11 protein-coding genes and 1 tRNA gene are annotated in these 14,424 nt (G+C 44.9%); 10 read left to right on the top strand and 2 right to left on the bottom strand.

Features of this window, described 5'->3' with window-relative positions; genetic code table 11:
- Positions 1–208: 208 nt before the first annotated feature.
- The 3 genes from thrS to AC1DN5_RS18870 all read left to right on the top strand — a co-directional run bounded on the left by thrS (position 209) and on the right by AC1DN5_RS18870 (position 3,788).
- Complete coding sequence (gene thrS, locus AC1DN5_RS18880; RefSeq protein ID WP_366969300.1) at positions 209–2,122, top strand: threonine--tRNA ligase; 1,914 nt, start codon at positions 209–211, stop codon at positions 2,120–2,122.
- Between the two features lie 46 nt (positions 2,123–2,168).
- Positions 2,169–2,471 (top strand): ArsR/SmtB family transcription factor, encoded by a 303-nt coding sequence (locus AC1DN5_RS18875; protein WP_045926203.1) that lies wholly within the window; start codon positions 2,169–2,171, stop codon positions 2,469–2,471.
- A gap of 141 nt (positions 2,472–2,612) precedes the next feature.
- Entirely contained in the window at positions 2,613–3,788 is a 1,176-nt protein-coding gene (locus AC1DN5_RS18870; RefSeq protein WP_016936557.1) for an MFS transporter, read from the top strand.
- Positions 3,789–3,834: 46 nt separating this feature from the next.
- Here AC1DN5_RS18870 and ggt read toward each other — a convergent pair whose 3' ends face one another.
- The gene (gene ggt / locus AC1DN5_RS18865) at positions 3,835–5,610 is read right to left on the bottom strand and encodes a gamma-glutamyltransferase (RefSeq protein ID WP_049628587.1); all 1,776 of its coding nucleotides are present in this window, start codon (positions 5,608–5,610) and stop codon (positions 3,835–3,837) included.
- Between the two features lie 243 nt (positions 5,611–5,853).
- Between ggt and AC1DN5_RS18860 the strand changes: the two genes are divergently transcribed.
- The 3 genes from AC1DN5_RS18860 (at position 5,854) to AC1DN5_RS18850 (ending at position 7,057) form a co-directional block, all read left to right on the top strand.
- Positions 5,854–6,084: an excisionase family DNA-binding protein gene (locus AC1DN5_RS18860; RefSeq protein WP_003153848.1), complete on the top strand. Its 231-nt coding sequence runs from the start codon at positions 5,854–5,856 to the stop codon at positions 6,082–6,084.
- 315 nt (positions 6,085–6,399) lie between these two features.
- Positions 6,400–6,945, top strand: a complete 546-nt coding sequence (locus tag AC1DN5_RS18855) for a site-specific integrase (protein ID WP_016936554.1) — start codon at positions 6,400–6,402, stop codon at positions 6,943–6,945.
- Positions 6,946–6,984: 39 nt separating this feature from the next.
- Positions 6,985–7,057: transfer RNA gene (locus AC1DN5_RS18850), tRNA-Arg, on the top strand.
- 348 nt (positions 7,058–7,405) lie between these two features.
- Here AC1DN5_RS18850 and AC1DN5_RS18845 read toward each other — a convergent pair.
- Positions 7,406–7,948, bottom strand: a complete 543-nt coding sequence (locus tag AC1DN5_RS18845) for an IseA DL-endopeptidase inhibitor family protein (RefSeq protein ID WP_045926206.1) — start codon at positions 7,946–7,948, stop codon at positions 7,406–7,408.
- A gap of 229 nt (positions 7,949–8,177) precedes the next feature.
- On the opposite strand from AC1DN5_RS18845, the gene AC1DN5_RS18840 reads away from it, so the two are divergent.
- The 4 genes from AC1DN5_RS18840 to AC1DN5_RS18825 form a co-directional block, all read left to right on the top strand.
- A complete protein-coding gene (locus tag AC1DN5_RS18840; RefSeq protein ID WP_327815779.1) occupies positions 8,178–9,566 on the top strand; it encodes an MATE family efflux transporter in 1,389 nt (462 codons plus the stop codon).
- A 115-nt stretch (positions 9,567–9,681) separates the two neighbouring features.
- Complete coding sequence (locus AC1DN5_RS18835; RefSeq protein WP_366969301.1) at positions 9,682–10,650, top strand: aldose 1-epimerase; 969 nt, start codon at positions 9,682–9,684, stop codon at positions 10,648–10,650.
- A 19-nt stretch (positions 10,651–10,669) separates the two neighbouring features.
- Positions 10,670–12,145 carry a D-alanyl-D-alanine carboxypeptidase/D-alanyl-D-alanine endopeptidase gene (gene dacB / locus AC1DN5_RS18830; protein ID WP_366969302.1) on the top strand — a complete coding sequence of 492 codons (1,476 nt, stop codon included), beginning with the start codon at positions 10,670–10,672 and terminating at the stop codon, positions 12,143–12,145.
- A 474-nt stretch (positions 12,146–12,619) separates the two neighbouring features.
- Positions 12,620–14,424: condensation domain-containing protein (locus tag AC1DN5_RS18825; protein ID WP_476982775.1), on the top strand; the 1,805-nt coding region annotated here is incomplete at its 3' end.

The following is a 14,424-nucleotide window of genomic DNA, read 5'->3' as shown; positions in this document are numbered from 1 at the left end:
CTTCCCGGCACGAAGAATGGGCTTACCGCCTTTTGAGCTGTATCGGTGAACGAAAGCAGCCGATACCGTATAGCCGCGTTACGGCAACAATGAGCCGCCGCTTGAAGTGGCGGGAATTTGGGTGGAACCGCGGGTCTGACACACACTCGCCCCTTGCTTTGGGATGAGTGTGTTTTTATTTTCTTAAAAATAAAGGAGAGATCAGACCGTGAAGAAACCGCACATTGTCATTACTTTTCCTGACGGGAAACAAAAAGAATACCAAAAAGGCGTTACGTTAGAAGAGATCGCCCAATCAATCAGTCCGGCTTTGAAAAAGACATCAGCCGCCGGCAAGGTAAACGGATCGTTATATGACCTTAGAAGAAGCATTCATGAAGACGCTGAAATTGAACTGTGCAGTTTTCAATCTGAAGAGGGGCTGGGAGTGATGAGACACACAGCAGCGCACGTATTGGCGCAAGCGGTAAAACGTCTGTATCCGAAGGTCTGTTTAGGGATCGGTCCCGTTATTGAAAATGGCTTTTATTATGATTTTGACATGAATGAAACGATTACAGAAAAAGACCTGGCCGCCATTGAGAAAGAAATGAACAGAATCATTTCAGAAAATCCGGAAATCATTAGAGAAGAAATCTCCAGAAAAGAGGCAGAGCAGCTGTTTGCTCACGAGCCGCTGAAGCTCGAGCTTTTAGCCGATATTCCGCAGCATGATACAATCAGTATTTACCGACAGAGCGACTTCATTGATTTATGCCGGGGGCCGCACTTGGCGTCTGCCGGTCAGATAAAAGCTTTTTCGCTCACTCATGTGTCAGGGGCTTATTGGCGGGGCGACAGCAATCAAAAAATGCTGCAGCGCATTTATGGGAAGGCATTTTCTTCAAAAAAGGAGCTGAACAGGCATTTTCAGCTGATAAAAGAGGCGGAGAAGAGAAATCATCGAAAATTGGGAGCGGAATTACAGCTTTTTATGTTTTCAGAAGAAGCGCCGGGTATGCCTTTTTATCTGCCGAACGGTCAGTTCATCCGAAATACGCTTGAATCATTTCTGCGTTCAAAGCAGGATGCTTATCATTATCAGGAAGTGCGCACACCTATGATGATGAACCAGCGTCTTTGGGAGCAATCAGGCCATTGGGATCATTATAAAGAGAATATGTATTTCTCAGAAGCCGATCATCAGCGCTTCGCGTTAAAGCCGATGAACTGTCCCGGCCACATGCTCATTTTTAAAGAAAAGCTTCGTTCTTATCGCGATCTTCCGATTCGGATGGCTGAATTCGGGCAGGTGCACCGTCACGAATTCAGCGGGGCGCTCAATGGCCTGCTTCGCGTCAGGTCCTTTTGCCAGGATGATGCGCATATTTTTGTAACGCCGGATCAGATCGAGAGCGAAATCACTTCAGCGCTTCAGCTGATTCACGAGGTGTACACCGCATTCGGTTTTTCCTATGATATTGAGCTGTCAACAAGACCGGACAATTACATGGGAAGCGAACATTTGTGGGACCGGGCGGAGAGCGCATTAGAGAAAGTATTAAAAGAACAGGGATATCGTTTTCGATTTAATCGGGGGGATGGCGCATTTTACGGCCCGAAAATTGATATTCATATAAAAGATGCGCTGAATCGAAGCCATCAATGCGCTACTGTCCAGCTCGATTTTCAAATGCCGGAGAAATTTGATTTAACATATATTGATGAAAAAAATCAAAAAGTCCGTCCTGTTGTTATTCATCGGGCGGTATTCGGATCTCTTGACAGATTTTTCGGAATCATTACCGAACATTTCGGGGGAGCGTTCCCTTTATGGCTTGCTCCGGTACAGGCAAAAATCATCCCGGTATCAAATACCGCACACCGGGACTGCGCAGAACAGGCGCACCGGCAGCTGAAGAACGCGGGGATCAGGGCTGAGCTTGATCTGCGCGATGAAAAACTCGGGTATAAAATCAGAGAAGCACAAATGAAAAAAATACCGTATATTGCTGTTGTGGGGGATCACGAGTGCCGCCATCAATCTGTACAGGTAAGACAATACGGACGGGACGACACATTTGAAGAGAGTGTGAGTGATTTTGTTTCCCGGATCATAAATGAAACAAAACAAGAGAATTAAGTAAATCGACATTGACATATCGCAAAATCACGATATAATAAAACGTATGAAACCTATTGATGTTTTTAAAGCGTTGTCTAATGAGTCCCGGCTTGAGATTTTACAATGGCTGAAAGAGCCGGACCATCATTTCGCCCCGCATGATGGCATTGATATGAATGAAATCGGAGTATGTGTGAGTCAGATCACCGATAAGCTTCAGATGACACAGTCAACGGCGTCTCAATATCTTTCCATCCTTCAGCGGGCGGGCCTTATCCAAACGAAACGGATCGGCAAATATACCTATTATAAAAGAGATGAAGAAGCGATAAAGGCGATGGCCGATTATTTTCAGCGCGAAATGTAGGGCTGAATCCTTTTGAAGAGGGATTCAGTTTCTTTTTCTGATTACACATCGACATATTGCGATTTGTTTCTGTTTATAATCTTTTATATCGATATATCCCAATATATCTTTATATAAATCATCAATGAAGGAGTGTATCAGATGCAAAATACATGGAAGGTTTATATTTTAGCGATTATCAGCTTTTTAGTTGGGACCTCTGAATATGTGATATCCGGGGTGCTTGATAAAATTGCAGGTTCTTTGGGCGTCACTGTGGCAGCGGCAGGGCAGCTGATTACAATTTTTTCACTCGTTTATGCAATCGGAACGCCCGTCGTGATGGTTCTGACAGCAAGACTGGACAGAAGGAAGCTTATGATCTATGCTCTGGGGCTGTTTGTTATCGGAAATATCATTTCTTTCCTTGTGCAGGGATTCGGCTTATTTGCGGGAGCACGGGTGATCATGGCGCTTGGAGCGGGAAGCGTGGTGGTAACCGCGCTTACGATTGCAGCAAAAATTGCTCCTCCGGGAAAGCAGGCAAGCTCTCTTGCGACAGTCATTATGGGATTTACGGCGGCACTCATTATCGGTGTGCCGATCGGAAGAACCGTGTCTGAAGCTTTCGGCTGGAAGATGGTTTTCGCCGGTATTGCGGCACTCGGAATCATTGCCATGCTGATTATACGTTTCGCGCTGCCTGAGATAAAAGGAGATAAACCCGTGCCGCTCATTCAGCAACTTTCTTTTTTGAAGAAACGAAAAGTGGCTGTCGGCCTGGCCATCACGTTTTTTTGGCTTGGAGGCTATTCGGTTGCGTATACGTACCTTTCGCCATTTTTACTGAACGTTACTCATATCAGCAGCGGAATGCTGAGCACATTGCTCCTTATTTTCGGGGTTGCAAGTCTTGCCGGCTCTAAAGCAGGCGGTTTCAGTGCAGACAAATGGGGGGCGCGTGTCACATTGACCGGCGGAATGGCGCTTCATGCTATCATGCTCATGTTATTGCCCTTTGTGACACATTCTGCTGCCGGAGCGGCGGCAGTGCTTATATTTTGGTCCTTTTCCGCCTGGTCATCCGGGCCGGCTCAGCAATATCATTTGGCAACGATGGAGCCGGAATCATCAGGTGTATTACTTGGCCTCAACCAGTCTATGATGCAGCTGGCTATGGCGGCCGGGGCAGGTATCGGGGGCATTGTTGTCACTCATCTGTCTCTTGCGTCAGTGACATGGATTGGTGCAGGCGGTGTTGTCATTGCGATGTGCGGTGTGCTTTCACTTATGTTGTTAATGTCTGAAAAAACCTCATCCGAATACAGTGCCGAATAAACAAAAGCCTCGTTTCTCAGTTTGAGAAATGAGGCTTTTTGTCTTGTTATTTTTCACATTTCTTCAAGTTTACGCCGATTGCAGCTCCATTTCGGCTGGAGTCGGCAACGCCGGTGAAGGTGCCGTTTTCACGATCAATCAGGATGCTTTGCACGTTTCCGATATCAACCGGACTGCTGCCGAATTTATGCCCCATTTCGTTCAGTTTTGCGCGGGCTTCTTCCGGCACTCCTTTTTCATAACGATAGGACGTCATACTGTTTGTGTAAATTCTCGGCTCTTCGACCGCCGCTTTCAGATCCATGCCGTACTCGACTTTGTTCAGGATCGTTTGCAAAACGGAAGAAATAATCGTTGCTCCGCCGGGAGAGCCGACAGTCAGGACGGGTTCGTTATTTTTAAATAAAATGGTCGGAGTCATGCTGCTTAGCGGACGTTTATTCGGCTGCACTTCATTTGCGCCGCCCGGCACCGCGTCGAAGTCTGTTAATTCGTTGTTCAAAACAACGCCATATCCGGGAACCATAATGCCGGAACCGAACAGCTGTTCAATCGTTGTTGTATAAGATACAACATTGCCGAAGCGATCGGTTACTGTGAAGTGAGTCGTTTGACCCTCTTGTTTATCAGTCGGCTGTTCGACTTGTTTATAGTTTGCAGCGCCTTCCTGATAAGCCCAAGGATCACCGGCTTTCGGTTTTTTATTCACTTTATTAATATCTATCAGCTGTCTGCGGGCATTGATATAATCTGGATTCAAGAGACCTTTGAGGGGGACGTTGACGAATTCTGGGTCCCCGGCAAATGCGGCGCGGTCAGCATAAGCCAAATGCATTGTTTCTGCGAGAAGCTGATATTTTTGCCAAGAACGGATATCATATTGGGAAAGCTTAAAATCATCCAGAAGGTTCAGCATTTGCAACAGGAAAACACCGCCGGAGCTTGGAGGAGGAGCAGTTGCGATATGATAGCCCTGGTAATCTCCCCAGATCGGTTCGTCAATCGTCACATTGAAGTTTTTAATATCTTTTTCTGTCATTGAGCCGCCGAATTCCCGCACTGTTTCCGCGAGCTTTTTGGAGAATGCTCCGTCATAGAACGCTTTTGTGCCTTTGTACTTAATAGCTGTAAATGTTTTGGCTAAGTCTTTTTGGACCAGTGTGTCTCCTTCTTTCAAAGGTTCTCCGTTTGGAAGAAACACGTCTTTTGCAGCAGTGTGTGATAATTTGTCTTTATAATCTGAGATGGCGTCAGCTAAAACCGAATCAATCGGAAAGCCTTTTGAGGCAAGTTTAATGGAAGGGGTGATGAGTTGTTTCATGGAGCGGGTGCCCCATTTGTCGAGCGCTTTTTCAAGTCCTTTTAATGTTCCCGGAACACCGACTGCAGTCCCTTTTGTAACCCGCTCAGAGAAAGGAATGGCTTTGCCGTTTTCGTCCAGGAACATATCCGGTGTTGCGCCTTCCGGTGCGCGTTCCCGGCTGTCGATAATGGTGGTGTCTTTCGTTTTCGCATCATAAACCATCATAAATCCGCCGCCGCCGATACCCGACATCATCGGTTCGGTTACGTTTAATGCAAATTGAATGGCCACCGCGGCGTCAATTGCATTGCCGCCTTTTTTCAGCACGTCGGCACCGATTTGTGAAGCGAGAGGATGGGCAGTGGCGACCATGCCGTCTTTGCCGACATCTACCTGTTTGTAGTCATCATAGGAAAACGGGTGTTTCTTAGCCTGAGCGTGATAAGGGATGCTTCCGGCTGCGAGCAAAGTACTGAGCAGAACGATAAAACAGAGATTCATAAACTTTTTCTTTTTCATAGTCTGCCTCCTTTGTTTTCCGCTTACAATTATAGAGTAAGTAAAATGTGCTGTTTTCACAAGTGACAAACGGAATAGTCCGGTGTGCAAAAAGCCGGGGTTTCTGTGTGAATGTAATCAGTCGGAAATGGGATAAATGGGAAACCGGACAGAAAAAGCTGTGAAACAAGCATTAAGGCAAAAAATAAGCTACAATAAACAAAACAGAATTCACTCACATGACATATGAAAGGAACGTGAGCCATGTATTTAACCATTAAAGAGACAGCGGAGTTTACCAGTCTTCCTGAAGAATATGTACACAATCTTGTTTTGACGAATAAAATAAGAGCCGTCCACGACGGGCAGCAATATTTAATCAACAAAGAACAATTTCAAACCCATCTTGAACAGCTGGAAAAATATAAAGAAATGATACAAGAGTTTTTAAATGAACCGCTCCCTGAAGACATTGATGTAAAAGACGAAGATTAGGACACAATTTCATATTGTGTCTTTTTTTTGCATTTCTTCAGCTGTTCACAAAAAAATCGGACGCTCATATTTCGTTTTAAGGGCGCTGTTTTCTTTTTTGAATACTAAGAGACTCCGATGTCTCAAAATCCCGTCACGGGGATATAAACGATGTTTTTGGGGATCTTTTTGAAAACAGGTGTTTTATTTTCTTTATGTAACACTATGTATATTATGTTACATAAGAGGCTTTATCCTTTATCATTCAATGGGTTTCAGCTATAATAGTAACATAATGCTCAATATGTTACTTTACCAATTATAAGGGGTTTTTTGATGCATATCGTACAGCCGATCCGAAGTTTGGAGAAGATCCAGGAAGTCAAACAGTATTTAATGAAGAAAAGTGAACGTGATTATTTTTTATTTATTTTCGGCATGAACAGTGCACTGCGGATTTCTGATGTTCTGCCGCTTCGCGTAAGGGATGTCAGAAACAAAGATCATGTATGGGCGACCGAGAGCAAAACGAGAAAGAAAAGAAAAATTCTGATATTGGAATCTCTAAAGGCCGACATATACGCATATACAAAAGATATGAAAGAGAATGACTATTTGTTTAAATCGAAACGGACGAATAAGCCTATTTCGCGGATTCAGGCATACAGAATATTAAAAGAAGCAGCTGCTGCGTGCGGGTTGGAGGAGATCGGGACGCATACGCTGAGAAAGACGTTCGGGTATCATTTTTATCAGAGGACGAAAGATATTGCCGAACTCCAGCGGATATTAAATCATTCTTCTCCATCTATTACGATGCGTTATATCGGAATAGATGAGGATACGACGAGAGCCGCTTATAAAGTGTTCGGCGGGCTGTAGGCTTGAAAAAAACGGCCGCCAGCGTTACTATATAAGCAGGCTCTAGTAGCACAGCGGATAGTGCAGCAGTTTCCTAAACTGCAGGTCGGGAGTTCGAATCTCTCCTAGAGCGTTTTTGGCATAAGATAGGTGTAGATTAATAATGTCGGTAAAACAGAAAAACCCTTGTCACACAAGGGTTTTTGTCGTTTTTGTAAGCTTTTTATTTTTGTGAAAACCCGCTGAAAAACGATGCAATTTTATTTTTTTTACACAAATTTTGCACATTTTTAAACAGATGTTTACACGTCAGGCATTTTTTCAAACAGATAAAGGGTGTTTCGTGTATCTTCTTCACGTAGTTTTTTAATTACACTCAAATAATAATTAATCCCTCATATGCTCTAAATATTTCGTGACATGAAAAGCCTTTCCACGCCATTGCATCATTCAAAAAAGCCCGCTAAAAGCGGGCTTTTCTTTATATAACAGCATCAAATTGATTGACTTTCCAAACGTTGTTTTCTTTTACGAATGTAACGTCGCGTTTTGCTGACGGAGAACCGTCAAGAGTCGGTACAGTGAAGCGGTACGTTTGGACGCTTCCTTTTTTAGAAAGAAGGGTCATTTTTGCTTTTTTCCAATTCAGGAGGTTATCCCCGTCGCCGACCGGAACAGCCAATTTGCCGTCTTTTACAGTAAAGTGGTACTCTTTAAGCCCTTTATCAATCGCCTGCTTTGTAAAAGCGGGTGTCAGATATTTTACGGCTTTCGCTTTTGTTCCGAGTTCTTTGCACATGAATACATATTGAAGATTTTGATATTCGAACTGCTCGGATGTGCAGTTTGCTTTTGACTTAAGCGTTCCTCCGCTCATGGTGTTCCAAAAATGTTCTCTTGCTGACAGAGCCAGCTGAAGTGCTTGTTTTTGTGTTAGGTCATTAGGCGTATTTTTGGCAGTCGCCGCAGTGCCCAGTGATAGAATCAATGTAATAGTAGTGAGGAATAATAGCCATTTTTTCATGATATAATCTCTCCTTCAATGAATCTCTTTCTCTTATGTTACAAATGTTACAATAATTACGGTAAGATTACAATACCTTTTCAGAAATATTTTCCGCACTTTTTATTTTTATGATTTATTTCCATGTAAGACGGAAGAAAAAGATAAAGAGTTTCATTGAACAAAAGGTTTTTACAAGCTGGCTGCTGAATAATAAAATGGAAGAAAATCAAAAAAAGGAGTCCTACATATGGAGGTACAAGATAATGTGGAGACAGCGGAAGGCCCTGGCCAGTCTGTCTGGCGGTCTATGTCATTATTTTTAGTCCCGCTGCTATTAAGCAACGTATTGCAATCTGTCGGCCAGTTGGTCGGAATGGTGTTTGTCGGGAGGTGGCTCGGAGTCGATGCGCTTGCCGCCGTATCGTCTTTTTTTCCGCTGTTTTTCCTGCTGATTTCCTTTACAATCGGAATCGGTTCAGGAAGTTCCATTCTGATCGGGCAGGCTTACGGCGCGAAAAACGAAGAGAGAATGAAAGCGATTGTCGGCACTACGCTGACGTTTACCTTTATGCTCGGTATTGTTCTGGCAGTTGTCGGCAGTGTGTTTACGCTTGATATTTTGCGGCTGATGGGAACGCCGGAAAACGTAATAGATGTCAGTGTCCGATATGCGCGCATTCTGTTTTGCGCGATGCCGCTGATGTTTTTATATTTTGCTTATACAACATTTTTACGCGGAACGGGAGATTCAAAGACCCCGTTTTATACGTTAATCGTCAGTACGGTCATTAACATCGGGCTTTTGCCTTTATTGATTCTCGGACTTTTCGGGCTTCCGAAGTTCGGCATTTACGGATCAGCGTATGCAACGGTCATTTCAAACATCGTGACATTTATCGTGCTGATGGTTTATTTGCGGAAAAAGAAGCACCCGCTTGCATTTGACCAGACTGCGTTCCGCTCTCTTAAAATGGACAAAAAGCTGCTCGCGCTTTTACTGCGGCTCGGTATTCCGTCGAGCATCAATATGATTCTCGTATCGCTTTCTGAAATCGCGGTCATCTCTTTTGTGAATCATTACGGATCAAATGCGACTGCTGCTTACGGGGTTGTCAACCAAGTGGCGAGTTATGTGCAGATGCCGGCGGTAAGCCTCGGTATCGCCGTTTCAATTTTTGCCGCCCAATCCATAGGAGCCAATCAATTCGGCCGGCTGAAGCAGGTCATCAAAGTCGGCATCGGCCTGAATTATTTGATCGGCGGGGTTTTGATTGTGCTGATTTACACCTTCTCCCGGCAGATACTGGCTTTGTTTTTAACCGATCAGGACACGCTTCATATTGCCCGCAATCTTATTATGATTACACTTTGGAGCTATCTGATTTTCGGTCACGCTCAGATCGTTTCAGCGACAATGCGGGCGAGCGGTACGGTATTATGGCCGACTGTTATCAGCATTTTTGCGATTTGGGGAATCGAGGTGCCTATCGCCTTTATACTATCTCATTACACGAAACTCGGCATTCTCGGCATTTGGGTCGGTTATCCGGCGGCTTTTGTCATCAGCCTGCTGCTGCAGTACGGGTATTACCGGTTTGTATGGAAGAAAAAACAGATTACCCGGCTGATTCAATAAGGTTTTACCGCACATCGCTCAGTTCATACGGGCGATGTTTTTTTCAGAGAAGGAAAATGAGTTTAGAAAATGGAATTCCTATACATGCTAGAAAACAAGGAAAGGGCAGGTGCTTATGACGATTGAACATACGACTTATTTAGGGGCTTCGGCCGTAAAAGCGGAAACTGAACAGGCTGAATGCATCATTGTGCCGGAATGGGGCTCACATGTCATTTCGATCCGGGATAAAAGAACCGGTATGCAGATTCTGAGAGAACCGGAAACCGCGGAACAATTTCGCGAAAAACCGATGCTGTACGGTATTCCCGTTTTATTCCCACCGAACCGGATTACGGACGGGACGTTTCGTTTTGACGGCCGCACGTATCAATTTGACATAAACGAAGAGGATAAACATAATCATATTCACGGCTTTCTTCACAACCAGCATTGGAAGTTGGCAGCGGCGAAAGAAGAGGCGGATGAACTGACAGTCGAAACAGAAATTGATCTTACAGAAATTCCCTGTGTCCATAAACAATTTCCGCACGATGTCATTGTCCGGATGACTTATACATTAAAAAACAATGTGTTTACGCAGCGGGCGCTGATTATCAACAAGGGAACGGAGGCTTTTCCTTGGGGACTGGGCTATCATTCAACTTTTGTTTTCAACGAAGAGCGATCACGTCTTTTTCTGACGGCTGACCGCATGTGGGAATTAAATGAACGTTTCGTGCCGACGGGCCGTTTATTGGATGTGCCTGATAAAGAAGCGTTCCGTAACGGAATGTCTTTGAAAAATAAGCAGTTTGACGATGTTTTTCTTTCTTCCGGACGGAATGGCGGCAATAACGAAGCTGTTATTTATCATCCTGATGAGCAGCTATCCGTTTTGTATCAGGCAGACACGTCTTTCAAGCATTGGGTGGTATATAACGGTGACGGAAAGCAAGGGTTTGTCAGTCTTGAGCCTTATACCTCCGTTACAGATGCATTTAATCTGAATCAGCCTGCATCACTGACGGGGCTTCAGATACTGAAACCGGGCGAAGAAGCGGCTGCGTCATCTTGGATCACCATTTTGCATGACGAAGAATAAGAAAGAGGCGGGGATAACATTGAAAACATATGTCAAACGCTTGACCGCGGTGTTTCTCCTTTTGGTCATAGCCGCCGTTCCTTATATTGATGATTCCGCCAAAGCGGCCGAACAAAAAAATGCGTTGCAAAAAGAGCTGGAACACATTCTGAATGAAGAACCTGCCTTAAAGGGCGCCGCGGCAGGCGTCAGTGTCCGATCGGCAAAAACAGGGGAGGTGCTGTTTGGCAGCCGGGAAGATATGAGACTGAGGCCTGCATCACTGATGAAGCTGCTGACGGCATCTGCGGCGCTTTCCGTTCTTGGAGAAGATTACACCTTTAAAACAGAAGTACGGGCAGACGGCGCCGTGAAAGGAAAACAGCTGCGCGGAAACCTTTATCTCAAAGGAAGTGGCGATCCGACCCTATTGGCTTCTGATTTTGAGAAGATGGCTAAACAAGTCAAAGCCAGAGGCATCCGTGTCATTCAAGGAGATCTGGTCGGGGATGATTCACGGTATGACGATATCAGGTATTCAGTTGATCTTCCGTGGAGTGATGAAGGCCAATATTATGGCGCGCAAGTATCAGCTCTTACCGCTTCACCGAATGAGGATTATGATACCGGAACGGTGATTGCGGAAATCAGCCCGGCGGAACAGCCCGGTAAAAAGGCGCGTATTACGATTTCTCCCCATACGGACGTCGTACGTGTGAAAAATGAAGTGAAAACCGTCGCTTCTGATGAAAAGAAAGATTTGACGGTTGAACGGGAGCATGGGGGCAATGTGATTACGGTAAAGGGAACCATGCCGGCGGGCGCGGCAAAGGCAAGAGAATGGGCGGCAGTGTGGGATCCGTCGTCCTATGCGTTAGATTTATGGAAACAAGCACTTACTAAACAGGGCATCACTGTAAAAGGGAAGGCCAAAGCCGGGCGCATGCCGCATCACACCCAGCCAGTCACATCACGGACATCCATGCCTCTTTCGGAATTATTGATCCCGTTTATGAAACTGAGCAACAATGGGCACGCCGAAATTCTGATCAAGGAAATGGGGAAAGTGAAAAAAGGCGAGGGCAGTTGGGAAAAGGGTTTGGACGTGATGAAATCGGAGCTCAAATCGTTCGGGCTGAATCCGGATGAATTGATTGCCAGAGACGGATCCGGCGTTTCTCATATTAACGGCGTATCCGCCGAACAAATCGGAGAGCTTTTGTATGCCGTTCAGAAAGAAAAGTGGTACCCGGCTTTCCTTCGTTCGCTCCCTGTCGCCGGTGCAAGTGACAGAATGACGGGAGGCACCCTTCGGAACCGGCTGAAGAATACTCCGGCAGAAGGCAAAATTAAAGCGAAAACCGGGTCACTAACATCAGTCAGTTCAATCGCCGGCTATGCGGAAACAAAAACAGGGGATACGCTTATTTTTTCCGTGCTTCAAAACGGATTGCTTGACGAAGATGACGGAAAAGACATTGAAGACAAAATCGCAGTCGTGCTGGCAAATCAATAAAAAAGCCGATCCTTATAGGATCCGGCTTTTTTTGATGGAAAACGAATATTATATTGCTATTATGAAACAATCTCTTCAAAAAATAATATCTTCAATATTCCGCCTTTTTGACACTTTCTTTTCTTATGTATCACCGTTTTTTCATTTTTATTATAAAAACTTCTTTCCGGGAGGCAAAATCTTTTTAAAGATGCGATTTATTATACATTTTATTCCTTATTATAGTATTTAAGAACCAGTTTGCGATGTGCATACATACCGTTTTACATGGTATAAAAATTATAGAAATGAAGAATCTAAGTAAGTAAAATATACTATATTCTAAAAAATGTTAGAGAAAATTTAATTTTTTATTGTGATTTCTAAAATATGTTTTAAAATAATGCTATATGGATGATTTAGTCATATGCTGTCGAATTTTAATTGTAATTATTTTACTTTCTTATCCTCTTAAATTGAAATGGAGGGATTCCATTGAAGAACACTGTTTATTCTTTAACTCACGCCCAAAGAAGAGTCTGGTTTACAGAGCTGCTCGAGCCGGGCACAAGTATCTGCAATCTCGCGGCGTGCGTCAAATTCAGGGGGAATATCGACTTTGACGTATTGCGCCGTGCTTTAGATTTCTCTATCTTGCAAAATGATTCGCTCAGGTTTCAACTGACGGAAGGGGACGGCTCAGAACCCCAGCTGTATCTGGCCGGGCATCGGCCGATTTCTTTAGAGACCGTTGATTTTACTCATATTGATCAATCAGAGCGGGATGCATGGATTGACACACAGACGCGTGTTCCGTTCAAGCTGTTTCATTCACCGCTGTATCAATTTACTTTGCTTGTCATGTCAGACGAAGAAGTTTGGCTTTATTCAAAATTTCACCATATTATCATGGACGGTATTTCGCTCAATCTGCTCGGCAATCAGCTCATTGAAATTTACCAAAAAATCATGCGAAGCGAGGATTTGGCCGAACACCAAAGCCCTTCCTATCTCAGCTACATGGAAAAAGAACAGCAATATTTACAATCTTCCCGTTTTCAAAAAGATCGTTCATTTTGGACTGAAACGTACCGAACTGTTCCTGAACACCTTTCACTTGCGGAACGAACCTCTCATCTTAGACAAAGCACTGCAGCTTCCAGAGATACAATCACTCTTTCCCACTCCTTAGAACAATCAATCCGGCGTTTTTGCAAAGATCATAATGTCAGCATCATCTCTCTGTTTATGGCTTCGTTATACATATGCATCAGCCGTCTGACGGCTAAAAAGGATATTGCCATCGGTACTTATTACGGAAACCGGGGTTCCAAGCTCGAAAAGGATATGCTCGGCATGTTTGTCAGCACGCTGCCGATCAGAATGACGGCAGATCCGGATGCGGAGTTCCTGTCTTTTGTCCGCAGTGTAGGAAAACAGCAGCTGTCTGTTATGCGGCACCAGAAATATCCTTACAATCTTTTTGTCAATGAATTAAGGCAGGTTCATCACGATCTGCAAAATATCATCGGGATTTCGATGCAATACCAGCCTCTCGCGTGGCATCAGGCGGAGGGCTTCGATTATGAAACGGCGATGTTTTTCAGCGGGCATACGGCAAATGAGCTGTCCATTTTAATTAAGGAGCGGACAGATACGGGATTGATTGAGCTGAATTTTGATTATCAATCCGCTTTATTTACTGAAACATCGATAAAACGGATTCAAACTCATTTGCTGACGATCGTTGAAAATGCCGTTAGAAATCCAAACCGGCTGATTCGGCATATTGATATGGCGGATGAAAAAGAAAAGAAACGGGTGTTAACTGCGTTTAACCGTACAGAAACGGCTGAACCGCCGGCTCCTACGCTTCACGGGCTGTTTACCCGCCGCGCTGCGCTTTCGCCGCATCGTCCGGCGCTCCGTTTCTCAGACGGTATGCTGACGTACGCCGAGCTTGACCGGTACACAGACAGGCTCGCTTTTTGGCTCCGCCAAAAAGGCGTCCGCAAAGAAAGCGTGGTCGGCGTGCTCGCTGAACGCTCGCCGGAGATGGTGATTTCAGTGCTTGCCGTGTTAAAAGCAGGCGGCGCCTACGTGCCGCTTGACCCGGAATATCCGGAGGACAGGCTGCGCTATATGCTCGAYGACAGCGGCGCCTGTCTCCTGCTTCAACAGTCGGGATTATCCGTTCCCGGTTTTTCCGGCGAGACGCTAGAAGTGTCTCTTTCTGCCCTTACAGGTGAGRCGGAGACAGGGGCTGTCTCTGAAGAAGCGGATGCCGATTCGCTCGCTTA

This window comes from Bacillus sp. 01N42_2, from assembly GCF_056399565.1.
This window is presented reverse-complemented; position numbering and strand designations above follow the sequence as displayed.

What these genes read in the sequence shown, in the direction of transcription:
- AC1DN5_RS18870 (WP_016936557.1), top strand. Translation starts at nt 2,613, where the DNA reads ATGCAAAATACATGGAAGGTTTATATTTTAGCGATTATCAGCTTTTTA.
- AC1DN5_RS18840 (WP_327815779.1), top strand. Translation starts at nt 8,178, where the DNA reads ATGGAGGTACAAGATAATGTGGAGACAGCGGAAGGCCCTGGCCAGTCT.
- AC1DN5_RS18875 (WP_045926203.1), top strand. Translation starts at nt 2,169, where the DNA reads ATGAAACCTATTGATGTTTTTAAAGCGTTGTCTAATGAGTCCCGGCTT.
- AC1DN5_RS18835 (WP_366969301.1), top strand. Translation starts at nt 9,682, where the DNA reads ATGACGATTGAACATACGACTTATTTAGGGGCTTCGGCCGTAAAAGCG.
- AC1DN5_RS18855 (WP_016936554.1), top strand. Translation starts at nt 6,400, where the DNA reads ATGCATATCGTACAGCCGATCCGAAGTTTGGAGAAGATCCAGGAAGTC.
- AC1DN5_RS18860 (WP_003153848.1), top strand. Translation starts at nt 5,854, where the DNA reads ATGTATTTAACCATTAAAGAGACAGCGGAGTTTACCAGTCTTCCTGAA.
- ggt (WP_049628587.1), bottom strand. Translation starts at nt 5,610, where the DNA reads ATGAAAAAGAAAAAGTTTATGAATCTCTGTTTTATCGTTCTGCTCAGT.
- AC1DN5_RS18845 (WP_045926206.1), bottom strand. Translation starts at nt 7,948, where the DNA reads ATGAAAAAATGGCTATTATTCCTCACTACTATTACATTGATTCTATCA.